At 54.7% G+C, this 19601-nt stretch carries 15 protein-coding genes and 1 rRNA gene; 12 read left to right on the plus strand and 4 right to left on the minus strand.

What is annotated here, in order from left to right:
- Positions 1-9: 9 nt before the first annotated feature.
- The 5 genes from rrf to aceK all read left to right on the plus strand — a co-directional run bounded on the left by rrf (position 10) and on the right by aceK (position 6237).
- Positions 10-125 (plus strand): 5S ribosomal RNA (gene rrf / locus ACLHV9_RS01415).
- A 178-nt stretch (positions 126-303) separates the two neighbouring features.
- Complete coding sequence (gene metA / locus ACLHV9_RS01420) at positions 304-1233, plus strand: homoserine O-succinyltransferase MetA (protein ID WP_028017990.1); 930 nt, start codon at positions 304-306, stop codon at positions 1231-1233.
- A 270-nt stretch (positions 1234-1503) separates the two neighbouring features.
- Positions 1504-3105 (plus strand): malate synthase A, encoded by a 1602-nt coding sequence (gene aceB, locus ACLHV9_RS01425; protein ID WP_129325466.1) that lies wholly within the window; start codon positions 1504-1506, stop codon positions 3103-3105.
- Positions 3106-3136: 31 nt separating this feature from the next.
- Entirely contained in the window at positions 3137-4441 is a 1305-nt protein-coding gene (aceA, locus tag ACLHV9_RS01430) for an isocitrate lyase (protein WP_049007765.1), read from the plus strand.
- Between the two features lie 50 nt (positions 4442-4491).
- Positions 4492-6237, plus strand: a complete 1746-nt coding sequence (gene aceK / locus ACLHV9_RS01435) for a bifunctional isocitrate dehydrogenase kinase/phosphatase (RefSeq protein ID WP_049007764.1) — start codon at positions 4492-4494, stop codon at positions 6235-6237.
- On the opposite strand, the gene iclR is transcribed toward aceK, so the two are convergent.
- A complete protein-coding gene (gene iclR, locus ACLHV9_RS01440; RefSeq protein WP_129325465.1) occupies positions 6209-7036 on the minus strand; it encodes a glyoxylate bypass operon transcriptional repressor IclR in 828 nt (275 codons plus the stop codon). The two genes, aceK and iclR, sit on opposite strands and share 29 nt — an antisense overlap.
- A 193-nt stretch (positions 7037-7229) precedes the next feature.
- On the opposite strand from iclR, the gene metH reads away from it, so the two are divergent.
- From metH to rluF, 5 genes are all read left to right on the plus strand, one after another.
- A complete protein-coding gene (gene metH, locus ACLHV9_RS01445) occupies positions 7230-10913 on the plus strand; it encodes a methionine synthase (protein ID WP_129325464.1) in 3684 nt (1227 codons plus the stop codon).
- Between the two features lie 116 nt (positions 10914-11029).
- Positions 11030-12661 carry a Na/Pi cotransporter family protein gene (locus tag ACLHV9_RS01450; RefSeq protein ID WP_129325463.1) on the plus strand — a complete coding sequence of 544 codons (1632 nt, stop codon included), beginning with the start codon at positions 11030-11032 and terminating at the stop codon, positions 12659-12661.
- 95 nt (positions 12662-12756) lie between these two features.
- Positions 12757-13050: a type II toxin-antitoxin system CcdA family antitoxin gene (locus tag ACLHV9_RS01455; protein WP_049007761.1), complete on the plus strand. Its 294-nt coding sequence runs from the start codon at positions 12757-12759 to the stop codon at positions 13048-13050.
- Complete coding sequence (locus ACLHV9_RS01460) at positions 13028-13276, plus strand: CcdB family protein (RefSeq protein ID WP_407220084.1); 249 nt, start codon at positions 13028-13030, stop codon at positions 13274-13276. Before ACLHV9_RS01455 ends, ACLHV9_RS01460 begins: the two co-directional genes overlap by 23 nt.
- 54 nt (positions 13277-13330) lie before the next feature.
- Positions 13331-14203, plus strand: a complete 873-nt coding sequence (gene rluF / locus ACLHV9_RS01465) for a 23S rRNA pseudouridine(2604) synthase RluF (protein WP_049007759.1) — start codon at positions 13331-13333, stop codon at positions 14201-14203.
- On the opposite strand, the gene ACLHV9_RS01470 is transcribed toward rluF, so the two are convergent.
- From ACLHV9_RS01470 to lysC, 3 genes are all read right to left on the minus strand, one after another.
- Positions 14204-14476: a DUF3811 domain-containing protein gene (locus tag ACLHV9_RS01470; RefSeq protein WP_128348336.1), complete on the minus strand. Its 273-nt coding sequence runs from the start codon at positions 14474-14476 to the stop codon at positions 14204-14206.
- Between the two features lie 50 nt (positions 14477-14526).
- Positions 14527-15471: a ketopantoate/pantoate/pantothenate transporter PanS gene (gene panS, locus ACLHV9_RS01475; protein ID WP_407220085.1), complete on the minus strand. Its 945-nt coding sequence runs from the start codon at positions 15469-15471 to the stop codon at positions 14527-14529.
- Positions 15472-15561: 90 nt separating this feature from the next.
- Positions 15562-16911, minus strand: a complete 1350-nt coding sequence (gene lysC / locus ACLHV9_RS01480; RefSeq protein WP_028017979.1) for a lysine-sensitive aspartokinase 3 — start codon at positions 16909-16911, stop codon at positions 15562-15564.
- 375 nt (positions 16912-17286) lie between these two features.
- On the opposite strand from lysC, the gene pgi reads away from it, so the two are divergent.
- Both pgi and yjbE read left to right on the plus strand, forming a co-directional pair.
- Positions 17287-18936: a glucose-6-phosphate isomerase gene (gene pgi, locus ACLHV9_RS01485; RefSeq protein WP_108089384.1), complete on the plus strand. Its 1650-nt coding sequence runs from the start codon at positions 17287-17289 to the stop codon at positions 18934-18936.
- A 366-nt stretch (positions 18937-19302) separates the two neighbouring features.
- Positions 19303-19545 carry an exopolysaccharide production protein YjbE gene (gene yjbE, locus ACLHV9_RS01490; protein ID WP_028017977.1) on the plus strand — a complete coding sequence of 81 codons (243 nt, stop codon included), beginning with the start codon at positions 19303-19305 and terminating at the stop codon, positions 19543-19545.
- Positions 19546-19601 lie beyond the last annotated feature (56 nt).

Here is a 19601-nt window from a genome sequence, read left to right on the forward strand (position 1 = left end):
CAGAATTTGCCTGGCGGCTTTAGCGCGGTGGTCCCACCTGACCCCATGCCGAACTCAGAAGTGAAACGCCGTAGCGCCGATGGTAGTGTGGGGTCTCCCCATGTGAGAGTAGGGAACTGCCAGGCATCAATCGAGAAAACCCCGTACCGTAAGGTGCGGGGTTTTTTGCTTTGGATCTTACACATTCCCTCCTTGAAACTTTCTCACCTTTCACTTGCAGACTCGACATTCAGATCATTTCTGGTTATCGTTAGCTGTCTGGATGTCTAAACGTTTATACGTATGCTGTGAGGATATAAGGTTATGCCGATTCGGGTGCAGGACGAGCTACCAGCCGTCAATTTCTTACGTGAAGAAAATGTCTTTGTCATGACGGCTTCACGCGCTACAGGTCAGGAAATTCGCCCGCTGAAGGTGCTTATTCTCAATCTGATGCCAAAAAAGATCGAAACAGAAAACCAGTTTCTTCGTCTGCTTTCGAACTCCCCGCTTCAGGTTGATATCCAGCTGCTACGAATTGATGCCCGTGAGTCGCGAAATACACCTTCTGAGCATCTGAACAATTTCTACTGTAACTTCGATGACATCCGCGATGAAAACTTCGATGGACTGATTGTAACGGGAGCACCACTGGGCCTGGTTGAATTCAATGATGTTGCCTACTGGCCGCAGATAAAACAGGTGTTGGAGTGGGCAAAAGATCACGTCACCTCCACGCTCTTTGTCTGTTGGGCGGTACAGGCGGCACTGAATATCCTGTATGGCATTCCAAAGCAAACCCGCACTGAAAAGCTCTCTGGCGTATATGAACATCATATTCTGCATCCACACGCATTACTGACGCGCGGATTTGATGACACTTTCCTTGCCCCACACTCTCGCTATGCCGATTTCCCGGCACAACTGATCCGCGATTATACCGATCTGGAGATCCTGGCTGAAACGGAAGATGGTGATGCCTACCTGTTTGCCAGCAAAGATAAGCGTATTGCTTTTGTCACTGGGCATCCCGAGTATGACCCAAACACCCTCGCGGCTGAGTTTTTCCGTGACGTCGAAGCGGGTCTGAATCCGGATGTTCCGTACAACTATTTCCCGAAAAACGATCCGCAAAACAAACCGAGAGCAACCTGGCGCAGCCACGGGAATTTGCTGTTTACGAACTGGCTCAACTATTACGTCTACCAAATCACACCATACGATCTGCGTCACATGAATCCGACGCTGGAGTAATCTTCTGCACTAAACGATCCTAAAGCGTTTCAGCTATTCAGATCAGGCACCTTCGGGTGCCTTTTTTATTTCCGAAATGCCACTCACCACTCAATAAAACTTTAATTTCAATTAAATCAATAAATTGAATCTAAAATTAAATTAAAATGGAAATTGTTTTTGATTTTGTAAAAAATATAGATAGTCTTAATTCTGCTGAGCGAAAACTACACAACGATCTTTCGTTCGCATTGGGGATGTGAATTTGGATCTTTGATGAGGAGCAGAGTGATGACTCAACAGGCAACGACGGTCGATGAACTGGCCTTTACCCAGCCGTATGGCGAGCAAGAACAGCAAGTTTTGACGGCGGAAGCGGTAGAATTCCTGACTGAACTGGTAACACGCTTTACGCCACAGCGTAATAAGCTGCTGGCAGCGCGCATTCATCAGCAGCAGGAAATTGACGATGGCAAGTTGCCTGGTTTTATTTCGGAAACCGCTTCCATTCGCCGTGGCGAGTGGAAAATCCGCGGCATCCCTGAAGATTTACAGGATCGCCGGGTTGAGATCACGGGGCCGGTAGAGCGCAAAATGGTGATCAACGCCATGAACGCGAACGTTAAAGTCTTTATGGCTGATTTTGAAGATTCTCTGGCACCGGACTGGCGTAAGGTCATTGAGGGGCAGATCAATCTGCGCGACGCCGTGAACGGCACCATCAGCTATACCAACGAAGCCGGCAAAATTTACCAGCTCAAACCGAACCCGGCGGTGCTGATATGCCGCGTACGCGGGCTGCACCTGCCTGAAAAACACGTCACCTGGCGTGGGGAAGCCATTCCGGGCAGCCTGTTTGATTTCGCGCTCTATTTCTTCCACAACCACAAAAACCTGCTGGCAAAAGGTAGCGGCCCTTACTTCTATCTGCCGAAAACCCAATCCTGGCAGGAAGCGGCCTGGTGGAGTGAGGTGTTTAGTTATGCGGAAGATCGATTCAACCTGCCGCGCGGCACCATCAAAGCCACGCTGCTGATTGAAACGCTGCCTGCCGTGTTCCAGATGAATGAAATTCTGCATGCCCTGCGCGATCACATTGTCGGCCTGAACTGCGGGCGCTGGGACTACATTTTCAGCTACATCAAGACCCTGAAGAATTATCCCGATCGCGTACTGCCGGATCGTCAGGTTGTCACCATGGATAAACCGTTCCTGAGCGCTTACTCGCGTCTGCTGATCAAAACCTGCCACAAGCGTGGTGCCTTTGCGATGGGCGGCATGGCCGCGTTTATTCCAAGCAAAGATGCGGAGCGTAATAGCCAGGTACTCAACAAGGTGAAAGCCGATAAAGAACTTGAAGCACGCAATGGTCATGACGGGACGTGGATTGCACATCCGGGCCTGGCCGATACCGCGATGGAGGTATTCAACCGCGTGCTTGGCGACAATAAAAACCAGCTGTTTGTCACGCGTGAAGACGATGCGCCAACAGCTGAAGAACAGCTGCTAGCACCATGTGCGGGTGAACGCACCGAAGAGGGTATGCGTGCCAATATCCGCGTTGCCGTGCAATACATCGAAGCGTGGATCTCCGGCAACGGCTGTGTGCCTATCTACGGCCTGATGGAAGATGCCGCGACGGCGGAGATCTCACGTACCTCCATCTGGCAGTGGATCCACCATCAAAAAACGCTCAGCAACGGTAAGCCGGTAACCAAATCCCTGTTCCGCCAGATGCTGGCCGAAGAGATGCGGGTGATCCAGGACGAGCTGGGCGAACACCGCTTCAGCAGTGGACGTTTTGACGACGCTGCGCGCCTGATGGAGCAAATCACCACATCAGATGACTTAATCGACTTCCTGACCCTGCCGGGCTACCGCTTCCTGGCGTAACTCACCACATAACAATATGGAGCATCTGCACATGAAAACCCGTACCCAACAAATCGAAGAATTAAAGAAAGAGTGGACACAACCTCGCTGGGAAGGCATCCGCCGTCCGTACAGCGCGGAGGAAGTGGTGAAATTACGCGGCTCGGTCAATCCGGAATGCACGCTGGCGCAAAATGGCGCGGCGAAAATGTGGAAGCTGCTGCACGGTGGTTCCAAAAAAGGTTACATCAACAGCCTTGGCGCGCTGACGGGCGGTCAGGCACTGCAGCAGGCGAAGGCGGGGATTGAAGCCATTTACCTGTCCGGCTGGCAGGTCGCGGCGGACGCTAACCTGGCCTCCAGCATGTACCCGGATCAGTCGCTCTATCCGGCTAACTCCGTACCGTCGGTCGTGGATCGGATCAACAACACCTTCCGCCGTGCGGATCAGATCCAGTGGGCGGCAGGCATTGAGCCAAACGATCCGCGCTTTGTTGATTACTTCCTGCCGATCGTTGCGGATGCAGAAGCGGGTTTCGGTGGCGTGCTGAACGCCTTCGAGCTGATGAAATCGATGATTGAGGCCGGTGCAGCGGCCGTTCACTTCGAAGACCAGCTGGCGTCAGTGAAGAAATGCGGACATATGGGCGGCAAAGTGCTGGTCCCGACCCAGGAGGCGATTCAGAAGCTGGTTGCGGCGCGTCTGGCTGCTGACGTGCTCGGCGTGCCGACATTAGTCATTGCCCGTACGGATGCGGATGCAGCTGACCTGATTACCTCAGATTGCGACCCGTACGACAGCGAGTTCATTACCGGTGAACGTACCAGCGAAGGGTTCTATCGTACCCATGCCGGTATTGAGCAGGCGATAAGCCGTGGTCTGGCGTACGCTCCTTATGCGGACCTGGTCTGGTGTGAAACCTCCACGCCGGATCTGGCGCTGGCAAAACGCTTCGCCGATGCTATTCACGCGAAATACCCAGGCAAGCTGCTGGCCTACAACTGCTCGCCTTCCTTCAACTGGCAGAAAAAGCTGGATGACAAAACCATCGCCAGCTTCCAGCAGCAGCTGTCCGATATGGGCTACAAATACCAGTTCATTACCCTGGCAGGCATTCACAGCATGTGGTTCAACATGTTCGACCTGGCACATGCCTATGCGCAGGGTGAGGGTATGAAGCACTACGTTGAGAAGGTGCAGCAGCCGGAATTTGCCGCGGGTAAAGATGGCTACACCTTCGTGTCTCACCAGCAGGAGGTGGGAACTGGCTACTTTGATAATGTGACCACGATTATTCAGGGCGGCACCTCCTCCGTCACCGCCTTAACGGGATCAACCGAAGAAGCACAGTTCTAATCTTTTCCCCCTCTCCCCCCTCGGGGAGAGGGTTGGGGTGAGGGGGATATATGTCGCGTGGTCTGGAATTACTGATTGCCCAAACTATTCTGCAGGGCTTCGATGCCCAGTATGGCCGTTTTCTGGAAGTGACCTCCGGCGCGCAGCAGCGCTTTGAACATGCAGACTGGCAGGCGGTTCAGCAGGCCATGAAGCAGCGTATCCATCTCTACGACCACCATGTGGGTCTGGTGGTGGAGCAGCTGCGGTGTATCACCGAGGGTAAAAGTCCTGACGCGGATTTTTTATTGCGCGTGAAAGAGCACTACACCCGCTTGTTACCCGATTACCCGCGCTTCGAGATTGCGGAGAGCTTTTTTAACTCCGTCTATTGCCGGTTATTTGACCACCGCTCATTATCTCCTGAGCGGTTATTTATCTTTAGCTCCCAGCCCGAGCGACGCTTTCGCACCATCCCACGTCCGCTGGCGAAAGATTTCTTCCCCGATCGCGGGTGGGAAAAGCTCCTGCACCGCGTATTAACAGACTTGCCGCTGCGTTTGCCCTGGGAGAATAAAACCCGGGATATCGGTTATATCCATGCGCATCTGACTGAAACCTTCGGCGAGGACGTTCTTGGGCACAGCCATTTGCAGGTCGCCAATGAACTGTTCTATCGCAATAAAGCCGCCTGGCTGGTGGGAAAACTGATTACGCCGACAGCCATCGTGCCGTTTCTGTTACCGATCCACCGCACCGACGACGGCGAACTGTTTGTCGATACCTGCCTGACCACCAGCGCCGAGGCCAGCATTGTGTTTGGCTTCGCCCGTTCCTACTTTATGGTCTACGCGCCGTTACCTGCCGCGCTCGTGGAATGGTTGCGCGAGATCCTGCCGGGCAAAACCACCGCCGAGCTGTATATGGCGATTGGCTGTCAGAAGCACGCCAAAACGGAAAGCTATCGGGAGTATTTGCGCTATGTCACCACGGCGGATGAACAGTTTATCGAAGCACCGGGCATTCGCGGTATGGTGATGCTGGTCTTCACCCTGCCGGGTTTTGACCGCGTCTTTAAGGTGATTAAAGATAAATTCGCGCCGCAGAAAGAGATGACGGCTGCACATGTCCGCGCCTGCTACCAGCTGGTTAAAGAGCACGACCGTGTTGGACGCATGGCCGATACCCAGGAATTCGAAAACTTTGTGCTGGATAAGCAGCAGATCGATCCAGCACTCATGGCGCTTTTAATGCAGGAAGTACCCGGCAAAATCACCGATATTGGTGACAAAATTGTGATTAGCCATCTCTACATTGAACGCCGTATGGTGCCCCTGAACATCTGGCTGGAGCAGTCCGAAGGTCAGGCGCTTCGCGATGCCATTGAAGAGTATGGCAATGCGATTCGCCAGCTTGCTGCCGCCAATATCTTCCCGGGGGATATGCTGTTTAAAAACTTCGGCGTCACCCGCCACGGACGCGTCGTGTTCTACGATTACGATGAAATTTGTTACATGACCGAGGTGAATTTCCGCGACATCCCGCAGCCCCGCTATCCGGAAGATGAACTCTCCGGTGAGCCGTGGTACAGCGTCTCGCCGGGCGATGTATTTCCTGAGGAGTTCCGCCACTGGCTGTGCGCTGACCCGCGAATTGGGCCATTATTCGCAGAGATGCACGACGATCTGTTCCACGCCAGCTACTGGCGTGGATTGCAAACGCGAATTAAGAATGGGCATGTTGAAGATGTGTATGCCTATCGACGTAAGCAGCGGTTTTGCGTGCGGTTTAACGAATCCCACCATACGCCAGCGTAACCTCTTTCGCCGCCTTAATCACCAGCGCGCCCAGCTCAGTCACGCGATCATCCGTCATGCGTGAAATCGGCCCGGAGATGGAGATGGCGGCGAACGGCTCGCGGTGTTCGTCAAAGATACAGGCTGCAATGCAACGCAGGCCCAGAGCATGTTCCTCGTCATCAAACGAATAGCCGCGTTTGCGGGTCAGGGCCAGATCCTCTTTAAGATGCACCGGCGAAACCAGCGTTGCGTGGGTGTAGGCGTGCAACCCTTTACGGTGCAATAACCCCGTCACCTGCTCTTCGCTCAGTTGCGACAGAAACGCTTTCCCCGCCCCGGAGGCGTGCATAGGGAGCTTGCCGCCAATGGGGGCCGACATACGCATCAGCTGCGTACACTGTACCTGGTCGATGATGATCGCCTGATGGTCGCTCTGGTCGAGTACCGCCAGGTTTACCGTCTCGCCGGAATCTTCCATCAGCTTGCGCAGGATCGGGTGCACAATCGCCAGCAGATTACGGCTTTGCAGGAAGCTGCTGCCGACGATAAACGCATGCGCGCCTACAGCCCAGTGTCCCAGCTCACCGACCTGACGGACAAAGCCCAGCTGCTGCATGGTGGTCAGCAGTCGATGCGTTGTGGAGTTCGGCAGGCCAGCCTGCTGGGCCAGCTCCGTCAGGGCCACGCTATTGTGCGACTCGGCTATCCACTCCAGCAGCTTCAAACCGCGCGTGAGCGATTGAACCTGTCCGCCCTGTTGTGCGGTGGTGGTAGCAGCAGGTTTTCTGCCGCGTTTAGCGGGAACGGTCGCGACCATGACGATCTCCTTTTTCTGTATCGTGGAAATCATTTTCGTTTTATTTGGTGAATTTGCAACCGTTATCCTGACTGATCGGAGGAGTGATAGTGAACATGTCTCATGTTACTCCTGTGTGACTTTTCCACCCTGCGAGATTATGCCAGTATGGAATGCAGCCTTTTGGCCTTGTTGAGCGTTGTCGGGAGCAAGTGTGAGCAGCAAAGTAGAGCAACTGCGTGCGCAGTTAAATGAACGAATTCTGGTGCTGGACGGCGGCATGGGCACCATGATCCAGAGCTATCGTCTGAGTGAAGACGATTTCCGCGGTGAGCGCTTTGCCGACTGGCCATGCGATCTGAAGGGTAATAACGACCTGCTGGTGCTGAGCAAGCCGCAAGTCATTACCGATATCCACAACGCGTACTTCGAAGCGGGTGCAGATATCGTTGAAACCAACACCTTCAACTCGACAACCATCGCCATGGCGGATTACCAGATGGAATCCCTGTCGGCGGAAATCAACCTTGAAGCCGCGAAGCTGGCGCGTGCCTGTGCCGACGCCTGGACCGCCCGCACGCCGGATAAACCTCGTTACGTTGCCGGGGTACTGGGGCCGACCAACCGCACCGCGTCGATTTCACCGGACGTGAACGACCCGGCGTTTCGTAATATCACCTTTGATCAGCTGGTTGCTGCCTACCGTGAATCAACCAAAGCGCTGGTGGAAGGGGGTTCCGATCTGATCCTGATCGAAACCGTATTCGATACCCTCAATGCCAAAGCCGCGATTTACGCGGTGAAAGAGGAGTTCGAGGCGCTGGGCGTTGACCTGCCGATCATGATTTCCGGCACCATTACTGACGCCTCCGGTCGTACCCTGTCCGGCCAGACAACCGAAGCCTTTTATAACTCCCTGCGCCACGCCGAAGCGCTCTCCTTCGGCCTGAACTGCGCGCTGGGTCCAGATGAACTGCGCCAGTACGTGCAGGAGCTGTCCCGTATCGCGGAATGTTATGTCACCGCGCACCCGAACGCCGGTCTGCCGAACGCGTTCGGTGAATACGATCTCGATGCCGACACCATGGCGGCGCAAATCCGCGAGTGGGCCGAGTCTGGCTTCCTGAACATCGTCGGCGGCTGCTGCGGCACAACGCCGGAGCACATCGCGGCCATGAGCAATGCGGTGGCCGGGCTGCCGCCGCGAAAATTACCTGAGCTGCCTGTTGCCTGCCGCCTATCCGGCCTTGAGCCGTTGACCATCGGCGACGACAGCCTGTTTGTGAACGTGGGTGAGCGTACTAACGTCACCGGTTCAGCAAAGTTCAAACGTCTGATCAAGGAAGAGAAGTACAGCGAAGCGCTGGACGTTGCCCGCCAGCAGGTGGAAAGCGGTGCGCAGATTATTGATATCAACATGGATGAGGGGATGCTCGACGCCGAAGCGGCGATGGTGCGTTTCCTCAACCTGATTGCCGGCGAGCCGGACATCGCCCGCGTGCCGATCATGATTGACTCCTCGAAGTGGGAAGTCATCGAGAAAGGGCTGAAATGCATTCAGGGTAAAGGCATCGTTAACTCCATCTCGATGAAAGAGGGCGTTGATATCTTTATCCACCACGCGAAGCTGGTACGCCGTTACGGTGCGGCCGTTGTGGTTATGGCCTTTGATGAAGTGGGCCAGGCAGACACCCGCGAACGCAAGATTGAGATTTGCCGCCGCGCGTACAAAATTTTGACCGAAGAGGTAGGCTTCCCGCCGGAAGACATCATCTTTGACCCGAACATCTTCGCCGTCGCGACCGGGATTGAGGAGCACAACAACTACGCTCAGGACTTTATCGGCGCGTGTGAAGACATCAAACGCGAGCTGCCGCATGCGCTGATCTCCGGCGGCGTGTCGAACGTGTCGTTCTCGTTCCGCGGTAACGACCCGGTGCGTGAAGCTATCCACGCCGTGTTCCTCTACTACGCCATCCGTAACGGGATGGATATGGGGATCGTAAACGCCGGACAACTGGCGATTTACGACGACCTGCCGGCAGAACTGCGCGACGCGGTAGAAGACGTGATCCTGAACCGTCGTGACGATGCGACCGAGCGGATGCTGGATCTGGCGGAGAAATATCGTGGCAGTAAATCGGATGAAGCAGTCAACGTTCAGCAGGCCGAGTGGCGTTCCTGGGATGTGAAAAAGCGCCTGGAATATTCGCTGGTGAAAGGGATTACCGAGTTTATCGAACTGGATACCGAAGAAGCGCGTCTTCAGTCCGCACGTCCGATTGAAGTGATCGAAGGGCCGCTGATGGACGGCATGAACGTGGTCGGTGACCTGTTCGGCGAGGGCAAAATGTTCCTGCCGCAGGTAGTGAAATCCGCCCGCGTGATGAAGCAGGCGGTGGCCTACCTTGAACCGTTTATCGAAGCCAGCAAAGAGAAAGGCTCCAGCAACGGGAAAATGGTGATCGCCACCGTGAAGGGCGATGTTCACGACATCGGCAAGAATATCGTTGGTGTGGTGCTGCAGTGTAATAACTACGAGATTATCGATCTTGGCGTGATGGTACCCGCGGACAAAATCCTCAAAACCGCACGTGAAGTGAATGCCGACCTGATTGGCCTCTCCGGGCTGATCACCCCGTCGCTTGATGAGATGGTCAACGTGGCGAAAGAGATGGAGCGTCAGGGCTTTACCATTCCGCTGCTGATTGGCGGGGCGACCACCTCAAAAGCGCACACGGCGGTGAAAATCGAGCAGAACTACAGTGGCCCGACGGTCTACGTGCAAAATGCCTCGCGAACGGTAGGCGTGGTGTCCGCGCTGCTCTCTGACACCCAGCGCGACGAGTTTGTTACGCGCACCCGCAAAGAGTACGAAACCGTCCGTATTCAGCACGGTCGCAAGAAACCGCGCACGCCGCCCGTCACGCTGCAGGCGGCGCGCGATAACGATCTGGCATTTGACTGGTCGAGCTACACGCCGCCTGTCGCGCACCGTCTGGGCGTGCAGGATGTGACTGCCAGCATCGAGACGCTGCGCAACTACATCGACTGGACGCCGTTCTTTATGACCTGGTCGCTGGCGGGCAAATATCCGCGCATCCTCGAAGACGACGTTGTCGGTGAAGAAGCACAGCGCCTGTTTAAAGATGCCAACGACATGCTCGACAAGCTGAGCACAGAGAAAACCCTCAACCCGCGTGGCGTGGTGGGGCTGTTCCCGGCGAACCGCGTGGGCGACGATGTTGAAATTTATCGCGATGAAACCCGCACTCACGTGCTGGCGGTGAGCCGCCATCTGCGTCAGCAAACCGAGAAAGTGGGTTTCGCGAACTACTGCCTGGCCGATTTCGTTGCGCCGAAGCTTTCTGGTAAAGCCGATTACATCGGCGCATTTGCCGTAACCGGTGGTCTGGAAGAAGATGCCCTGGCGGATGCGTTCGAAGCGCAGCACGATGATTACAACAAAATCATGGTCAAAGCGATTGCCGACCGTCTGGCGGAAGCCTTCGCCGAGTACCTGCACGAGCGCGTACGTAAGGTACTCTGGGGCTACGCGGCCAATGAGAACCTCAGCAACGAGGAACTGATCCGCGAAAACTATCAGGGGATTCGTCCGGCACCTGGCTACCCGGCCTGCCCGGAACACACCGAAAAGGGCACTATCTGGAAGCTGCTGGATGTTGAAGCGCATACAGGGATGAAACTCACCGAGTCGTTCGCCATGTGGCCAGGGGCGTCCGTTTCCGGCTGGTATTTCAGCCATCCTGACAGCAAGTACTTCGCCGTGGCGCAGCTGCAACGCGATCAAATCGAAGATTACGCCCTGCGCAAAGGTATGAGTGTCTCTGAAGTGGAGCGTTGGCTAGCGCCGAATTTAGGCTACGACGCGGACTGACGTCACTTTTCCTTACAACAAACAGGGCGCTCATTGGGCGCCCTGTCTCTTTATTACGTTTAAACCCTTATACTGAACCAAGGGAAAACGAATAACGATAAGGAGGTACATCTTCCGTGCTGACTCTGTTACATCTGCTCTCCGCAGTCGCACTGCTGGTATGGGGCACCCATATTGTCCGTACCGGCGTGATGCGCGTATTTGGTGCTCGTTTACGCACCGTTCTCAGCAGCAGCGTTGAGAAGAAACCGCTCGCCTTCTGCGCGGGTATTGGTGTAACGGCACTGGTTCAGAGCAGCAACGCCACGACGCTGCTTGTCACCTCGTTTGTGGCGCAGGATCTGGTGGCGCTGGCCCCGGCGCTGGTGATTGTACTGGGTGCTGATGTGGGTACCGCGTTGATGGCGCGTATCCTGACCTTTGATCTCTCCTGGCTGTCGCCGTTGCTGATTTTCATTGGCGTCATCTTCTTCCTTGGCCGCAAACAAACGCGGGCCGGACAGCTCGGACGCGTAGGGATTGGCCTGGGGCTTATCCTGCTGGCGCTGGAACTGATTGTGCAGGCGGTTACTCCCATTACCGAGGCTAATGGTGTTCAGGTCATCTTCGCTTCGCTGACCGGCGACATCATGCTGGACGCGCTGATCGGTGCAGTGTTTGCCATCGTCAGTTACTCGAGCCTGGCCGCAGTATTGCTGACGGCAACACTCACCGCTGCAGGGGTGATCTCCTTCCCGGTCGCGTTATGTCTGGTGATCGGGGCCAACCTCGGCTCTGGCCTGCTGGCGATGCTCAACAACAGCGCCGCCAATGCTGCCGCCCGTCGAGTGGCGCTTGGCAGCCTGTTGTTTAAGCTGGTGGGGAGTCTGATTATCCTGCCCTTTATCCACCCGCTGGCGAACCTGATGGATAACCTCCCGCTGCCAAAAGCGGAGCTGGTGATCTATTTCCACGTTTTCTATAACCTGGTGCGCTGCCTGGCGATGGTACCTTTTGCTGAACCGATGGCCCGTTTCTGTGAACGACTTATTCAGGATGAACCGGAGCTGGATGCGCGTCTGAAACCTAAGCATCTGGATACGTCCGCGCTGGACACCCCTGCACTGGCGCTGGCGAATGCGGCCCGTGAGACGCTGCGCATAGGCGATGCGATGGAAACCATGCTCGAAGGGCTGCAAAAGGTGATGCACGGCGAGCCACGTGAAGAGAAAGAGCTGCGCAGACTGGCGGACGACATCAACGTGCTCTATACCGCCATCAAGCTCTATCTTGCGCGTATTCCGCAGGATGAACTGGCGGAGGAGGAGTCCCGCCGCTGGGCGGAAATTATCGAGATGTCGCTTAACCTGGAGCAGGCCTCAGATATCGTTGAGCGCATGGGCAGCGAGATTGCCGACAAATCCCTTGCCGCGCGTCGCGCATTTTCAGGTGAAGGCCTGAAGGAGCTGGAGGCGCTGCACGAACAGCTTGTCAGCAACCTCAAGCTGGCGATGTCGGTGTTCTTCTCCAGCGACGTGCCGAGTGCGCGCCGCCTGCGCCGCAACAAGCATCGTTTCCGTATTCTGAACCGCCGCTACTCGCACGCCCACGTTGAGCGTCTGCATCAGCAGAACGTGCAGAGTATCGAAACGAGTTCGCTGCACCTGGGGCTGCTGGGGGATATGAAACGTCTCAACTCGTTGTTCTGCGCGGTGGCGTACAGCGTGATGGAACAGCCGGATGAAGACGACGAGCGGGATGAATATTAATCTCTGAAAGCGCCTCGCAAAACCGTTTTGCGAGGCGTGACACCTTATAAAGCGCCATTTACTCTTCAGACCTTACATTTTTAAGGGAATAGAAAATGCTCGTTTATTACGCTACTCTTCGCCAATTCATGCGCATTCCGATGGGGGTTCTCATGCGCACTACTCAAGGCATTAAAAAATCAGTTAATGTGTCGTTAGCACCAGAAATTCTTGAAGAGGCGCGACGGCTTAAACTTAATCTATCCGCTGTACTCACGGCTGCGCTGCAGGAGCAGTTTCGTGCGCATCAGCGCGCCGAGTGGTTAGCAGAAAATAAAGCTTCTATTGAGGCCATTAACCAGTGGGTTGATGAAAACGGCTCTTTTAGTGACTTTCAGAGGTCGTTCTGATGAAGCAGTCCTGGTCGCCCCCGCAGTTGAGCTTAGCCACCTGGGAGGCATTCAACCGCCTGCGAAAGTGTGCCCTGTCGTTGAGATAGCGGGTAAGCCCTGCGTGGTCATGATGCACATGATGGCAGGCATATCGCCAAAAGAGTTAGGCGAGCGTGTCGCCGATCTTACGCAAAAACGGGCTTCATTGCGGGATGCACTCGATTTTTTGATCAACGGTTACTAACACTTTTTTGTCAGCCGCAAGGTAAGGTATATTTCGCCCTTCACAGGAGAAACTATGCTGCCAACTCAATCAACCCGATTAAACAAATACATTAGCGAGAGCGGGATCTGCTCACGTCGCGAGGCTGACCGTTACATTGAACAGGGTAACGTGTTCCTGAACGGCAAACGCGCCACCATTGGCGACCAGGTCGTCCCTGGCGATGTGGTTAAAGTGAATGGTCAGGTCATCGAACCCCGCGATGCTGAAGACCTGGTGTTTATCGCGTTGAATAAACCGGTTGGTATCGTCAGTACCACGGAAGATGGCGAGCGGGACAACATCGTTGATTTCGTTAACCACAGCAGCCGTGTCTTCCCGATTGGTCGACTGGATAAAGACTCCCAGGGGCTGATTTTTCTCACCAACCACGGTGACCTGGTGAACAAAATTCTGCGCGCCGGAAATGACCATGAGAAAGAGTACATCGTCACGGTGAATAAGCCTGTGACGGATGAGTTTATCCGTGGGATGGGGGCGGGCGTGCCAATTCTGGGCACCGTTACGAAGAAGTGTAAGGTGAAGAAAGAAGCACCGTTCGCGTTTCGTATTACGCTGGTCCAGGGTTTAAACCGGCAGATCCGCCGTATGTGTGAGCACTTCGGTTATGAAGTGACGAAGCTGGAACGCACGCGCATCATGAACGTCAGCTTGTCCGGGATCCCGCTGGGTGAATGGCGTGATTTAACGGATGACGAGCTGATCGAGCTGTTCAAACTTATTGAGAATTCTTCATCCGAAGCAAAGCCGAAGGCCAAAGCCAAACCTAAAACCCAGGCGATTAAGCGCCCGGTGGTGAAGGCGCCGCAGGCGGAAGAGAAAGGACGCGGCAAACCGGCCAACGGGAAACGCTTTACCCAGCCTGGCCGTAAAAAGAAAGGGCGCTAATCAGCGCCTTCCACGAGTCGATGTGTTGGCAGACCACGAGAAGGTCGCCTCCGCATCGGGTTTATAAGCCTGCTGCTTTTTCAGTTTGCGGGCTTTTTTCGCCGCGGCCTCACGCTGCGCCATCAGCTTATCGATGTACTCTTTTTTCACCTGATTGGTTTCGGCGTTCGTCAGCGTGCGGCCATGTGCGATACGGGCGCGGTCGAGAAGCGTTTTCAGTTCGCGCTGCTCAGCTTCCGTCATGTCTTTCTGGGTCAAACGTGGTGTAGCCATTGCTGAAGCCTCCTGATGGGGAGGATTCAGTGTAAAGCAAGCCGCGTAAATTAACCCTGCTTCACTGCATCTTTTTTCGTTTGCTCATCAATCGGTTTGCCGGACCAGTAGCCCGCCAGTAGCGAGCCGGAGAGGTTATGCCAGACGGAGAACAGCGCGCCAGGTAGGGCCGCCAGTGGTGAGAAGTAAATCTTACCGAGTGCTGCCGCCAGACCGGAGTTCTGCATTCCCACCTCGATTGCCAGCGTGCGGCAGGTGGACTCGTCAAAGCCAAACAGCTTCCCGCCCCAGTAACCACCGAGTAATCCAATGGTGTTATGCAGCACTACCGCGACGATCACCACAAAGCCTACAGAAGCAATGTGTGAGGCGGAACCCGCGACCACGGCGCTGATGATCGCCAGAATGCAGACCATCGAGAACGCCGGCAGATACGGTTCAACCGTTTTCACCACGCGCGGGAAAAGATGGTGAATGACCAGCCCTAGCGCAATCGGGATCACCACGATTTGCAGGATGCTGAGTAACATGCCCATGACGTCCACCTGAATATGTGCGTCCACATATAAGCGCGTTAACAGTGGGGTAGCAATCACGCCAACCAGCGTGGAAACGGAAGAGATAGTGACGGAGAGTGCCACATCGCCTTTCGCAAGATAGATCATGACGTTGGACGCCGTGCCGCTGGCCACGCTGCCCACCAGCACCATCCCGGCGGAGAGATCGGGCGGCATCTTAAAGGCCATCGCCAGAAGCCACGCGGCGAGCGGCATCACCAGGTAGTGCAGGAATATGCCTGCAGCGACGGGGGCCGGGCGCGACAGCACGCGTTTAAAATCGTCGATTTTCAGATGCACGCCCATACCGAGCATGATCAGCATCAGCAGGGTGGTGACCCATGGACCAATACCGGTGAACGAGGTGGGCGTGTAATACGCGACTACGGAGAGCAGCAGCGCCCATAACGGGAACAGCCGTGTGATGGCGGATAACATAGGTATTTCCTTGCGATTGTGTTGTGTTTAGTTATGAAAAAGCCGGGTCTGTGCCCGGCTTATCGTTATTGTTTATCGTGCTAACGAATTTTATTCAAACAAATTCTGATGAAGTTTCTGCACCACCTGCTCCGCCTGATCGGCAGGGACCAGGAAGCAGAGGTTATAGCTGGATGCACCGTAACAAATCATACGGATGTTGAACGGGTCGAGTACGCCGAAGACCTCTTTCCCTACGCCGCAGGCACGCGACAGCTTGTTGCCAATGATGGCAACCAGCGCCAGATTTTCTTCTACTTCCACGCGGCACAGTTCAGAAAGCTCAATCAGCAGTGACTGTGTCAGCAGGGTGTCACCAGTGGAGGTGGAACCGGTAGTATCCAGCGTCAGCGCGATGCTCACTTCGGAGGTGGTGATCAAGTCTACAGAGATGTTATGGCGCGCCAGAATGCCAAACACTTCCGCCAGGAAGCCACGGGAGTGCAGCATATTGTGGCTGTGCAGCGTGACCAGCGTCTGGCGACGGCGCAGGGCCAACGCGCGGAACAGTGGTGGATTTTCCGTTTTCTTGCAGACCAGCGTACCGCCTGCTTTCGGGTCTTTACTGGAGCCGACGAAGACCGGAATATCGCTGCGTACGGCGGGCAGCAACGTTGCCGGGTGCAGCACTTTCGCACCGAAGGTGGCCATTTCAGCCGCTTCTTCAAAGGCGATCACATCAATACGTTTCGCCGCAGAAACGACACGCGGGTCGGTGGTGTAAATACCCGGAACGTCAGTCCAAATATCCACGCGCGTGGCATGCAGGGCCTCGCCCAGCAGCGCGGCGGTGTAGTCGCTGCCGCCACGGCCAAGCGTGGTGGTGCGGCCTTTCGCTTCACTGCCGATAAAGCCCTGGGTGATCACGATACCGTCTGCCAGACGGGGAGCCAGCTGCTGATTGGTCAGCTCCGCAAGCGCTTCAACGTCCGGCTCGGCGCGGCCAAAGCGATCGCTGGTACGCATCACTTTGCGCACGTCAAACCACTGCGCCTGAATGTTACGCTCGCGCATGATTTCCACAAACAGCAGAGTCGACATCAGTTCGCCATGGCTGACCAGTTCATCGGTCAGGGCGGTGGAGGTGGCCAGAGAAGCCGCTTCTGCCAGCGTGGTGATATTTTCCAGCAGGCGTTCCACTTCTTCGCGGATGACATTCGGGTTCTGCAGACGTTCAAGGATGTCGAACTGAATTTTGCGCAGTGCATCCAGCTTAACGAAACGCTCGGTCGCTTCCAGTCCTTCAGACAGAGAAACCAGCAGGTTCGTCACGCCAGCAGAGGCAGAAAGCACCACCAGGCGGGTATTCGGATCGGCTAGCACCACATCGGCGCTGCGGTTCATGGCATCGTAATCGGCCACACTGGTGCCGCCAAATTTGGCGACCACAAAACTCGTCATAACAACCTCGTGTCAGGGAATGAATAAAGCGACCTTGGCACAAGAATGAAACGAAAACAGGTGCAGGCGCAAAATACGGCCCTATAAATAAAATGCGGGGGAGGTCCTGTCAATGCCGGGATTATGCGGATTTTTCATGGGGGGGTACCCCTGAGAAACAGGACTTATAACAGGGCCATATTTTATGCTTCATTTTACCCGGTTTTGACCGACATTTCGCCGCCGCAGGAGCGCTCTCCAGCAGCTATACTTTTCGGGTCTTTTCACCTGCGTTTGATGCAGGCCAGGGCAATGGCATAAAAACCATCACAATTTTTATTTGCAGGCGCTACAATCGACCGCAGTCACAATTCTCAAATCAGAAGAGTATTGCTAATGAAAAACATCAACCCAACGCAGACCGCTGCCTGGCAGGCACTACAAAAACATTTTGATGAAATGAAAGACGTCACTATCGCGGAGCTGTTCGCGAAAGATGCCGATCGTTTCAACAAATTCTCCGCGACCTTTGATGACCTGATGCTGGTGGATTTCTCCAAAAACCGCATTACCGAAGAGACGCTGGCGAAACTGCAGGATCTGGCAAAAGAGACGCAGCTTGCTGACGCCATCAAATCCATGTTCTCCGGTGAGAAGATCAATCGCACCGAAGACCGTGCCGTGCTGCACGTGGCGCTGCGTAACCGTAGCAATACGCCAATCATCGTTGACGGCAAAGATGTAATGCCGGAAGTGAACGCGGTGCTGGAAAAGATGAAAGCCTTCTCCGAAGCGATCATCTCTGGTAGCTGGAAAGGCTACACCGGCAAAGCCATCACCGACGTGGTTAACATCGGTATCGGCGGTTCTGACCTCGGTCCATTCATGGTGACCGAAGCGCTGCGTCCATATAAAAACCACCTCAACATGCACTTTGTCTCTAACGTCGATGGTACCCACATCGCCGAAGTGCTAAAGAACGTGAACCCGGAAACCACTCTGTTCCTGGTCGCATCTAAAACCTTCACCACTCAGGAAACCATGACCAACGCCCACAGTGCGCGCGACTGGTTCCTGAAGACTGCAGGCGACAACAAGCACGTGGCGAAACACTTCGCGGCGCTGTCCACCAACGGCAAGGCAGTTGGCGAGTTCGGGATTGATACCGCGAACATGTTTGAGTTCTGGGACTGGGTGGGCGGCCGTTACTCTCTGTGGTCTGCAATCGGTCTGTCCATCATCCTGTCTGTCGGCTTCGACAACTTCGTTGAGCTGCTCTCAGGCGCACACGCGATGGATAAACACTTCTCCAGCACCGCACCAGAGAAAAACCTGCCTGTGCTGCTGGCGCTGATTGGTATCTGGTACAACAACTTCTTCGGCGCTGAAACCGAAGCGATCCTGCCATACGATCAGTACATGCACCGTTTCGCGGCCTACTTCCAGCAGGGCAACATGGAATCCAACGGTAAATACGTTGACCGTAACGGCAACGCCGTGGATTACCAGACCGGTCCAATCATCTGGGGTGAGCCGGGCACGAACGGTCAGCACGCGTTCTACCAGCTGATTCACCAGGGCACCAAAATGGTACCGTGCGATTTCATCGCCCCGGCTATCACCCATAACCCACTGTCCGACCACCATCCGAAGTTGCTGTCTAACTTCTTCGCCCAGACTGAAGCGCTGGCATTTGGTAAATCCCGCGAGGTGGTAGAGCAGGAATACCGTGACCAGGGTAAAGATCCGGCAACCCTGGACCACGTTGTGCCGTTCAAAGTGTTCGAAGGCAACCGTCCAACCAACTCCATCCTGCTGCGCGAAATCACGCCGTTCAGCCTGGGGGCGCTGATTGCCCTGTACGAGCACAAAATCTTCACGCAGGGCGCGATCCTGAACATCTTCACCTTTGACCAGTGGGGCGTTGAGCTGGGCAAACAGCTGGCAAACCGTATCCTGCCAGAGCTGGGTGACGATAAAGCGATTGCCAGCCATGACAGCTCGACAAATGGTTTGATCAACCGTTATAAAGCATGGCGTGCGTAATTAAAATGTCATGAAAAATGCCGGCGATATGCCGGCATTTTTTTATCGGATAATTCCTGATGTCTGTTAATTAACTCAAATTCTGGATCTGAGTTTAATCCGAAAAAGACGCTTAACCCGTTAATTGCTGCGGTTTATTTTAAGAAAATACGCACTAATTTGTTAATATGTATATATTATAACTTATTGATTTTAATTAATTATATATTTATTTTATTTTTATTCTATTTCCATTTTAACCATTATTCCGAAAACCCCACCCCTATTTCCCCTTACGACAATCCCACGGCAGTAGTTGTGTATACTCGATTCCGCCTGAAATTCTTTTCGGGCAAATCTCCATTCATTCATTGAAGGGAAATTGTTATGAAGAAAGTACTGTATGGCATTTTTGCCATATCTGCGCTTGCGGCGACATCTGTTTATGCAGCTCCGGTTCAGGTCGGGGAAGCGGCAGGGTCGGCTGCGACGTCTGCGTCTGCGGGAAGTTCTACCGCAGCCAGCGCCAGCACCGTAAGTTCAGCCGTGGGTGTCGCGCTGGCGGCAACCGGTGGCGGTGATGGCTCCAATACCGGAACCACGACCACCACAACGACCAGCACCCGATAATTCCGGGTGTTTTAATCATAACCACACTTCGGTGTGGTTATTTCGCCCTTCGGAGA

The organism is Enterobacter sp. CPE_E890, assembly GCF_046521475.1.
Lineage (GTDB): Bacteria > Pseudomonadota > Gammaproteobacteria > Enterobacterales > Enterobacteriaceae > Enterobacter > Enterobacter adelaidei.

Coding starts and splice junctions, on each gene's coding strand:
- pgi (WP_108089384.1), top strand. CDS start 17,287: ATGAAAAACATCAACCCAACGCAGACCGCTGCCTGGCAGGCACTACAA.
- aceA (WP_049007765.1), top strand. CDS start 3,137: ATGAAAACCCGTACCCAACAAATCGAAGAATTAAAGAAAGAGTGGACA.
- yjbE (WP_028017977.1), top strand. CDS start 19,303: ATGAAGAAAGTACTGTATGGCATTTTTGCCATATCTGCGCTTGCGGCG.
- lysC (WP_028017979.1), bottom strand. CDS start 16,911: ATGACGAGTTTTGTGGTCGCCAAATTTGGCGGCACCAGTGTGGCCGAT.
- ACLHV9_RS01455 (WP_049007761.1), top strand. CDS start 12,757: ATGCTCGTTTATTACGCTACTCTTCGCCAATTCATGCGCATTCCGATG.
- rluF (WP_049007759.1), top strand. CDS start 13,331: ATGCTGCCAACTCAATCAACCCGATTAAACAAATACATTAGCGAGAGC.
- ACLHV9_RS01470 (WP_128348336.1), bottom strand. CDS start 14,476: ATGGCTACACCACGTTTGACCCAGAAAGACATGACGGAAGCTGAGCAG.
- panS (WP_407220085.1), bottom strand. CDS start 15,471: ATGTTATCCGCCATCACACGGCTGTTCCCGTTATGGGCGCTGCTGCTC.
- aceB (WP_129325466.1), top strand. CDS start 1,504: ATGACTCAACAGGCAACGACGGTCGATGAACTGGCCTTTACCCAGCCG.
- iclR (WP_129325465.1), bottom strand. CDS start 7,036: ATGGTCGCGACCGTTCCCGCTAAACGCGGCAGAAAACCTGCTGCTACC.
- metA (WP_028017990.1), top strand. CDS start 304: ATGCCGATTCGGGTGCAGGACGAGCTACCAGCCGTCAATTTCTTACGT.
- aceK (WP_049007764.1), top strand. CDS start 4,492: ATGTCGCGTGGTCTGGAATTACTGATTGCCCAAACTATTCTGCAGGGC.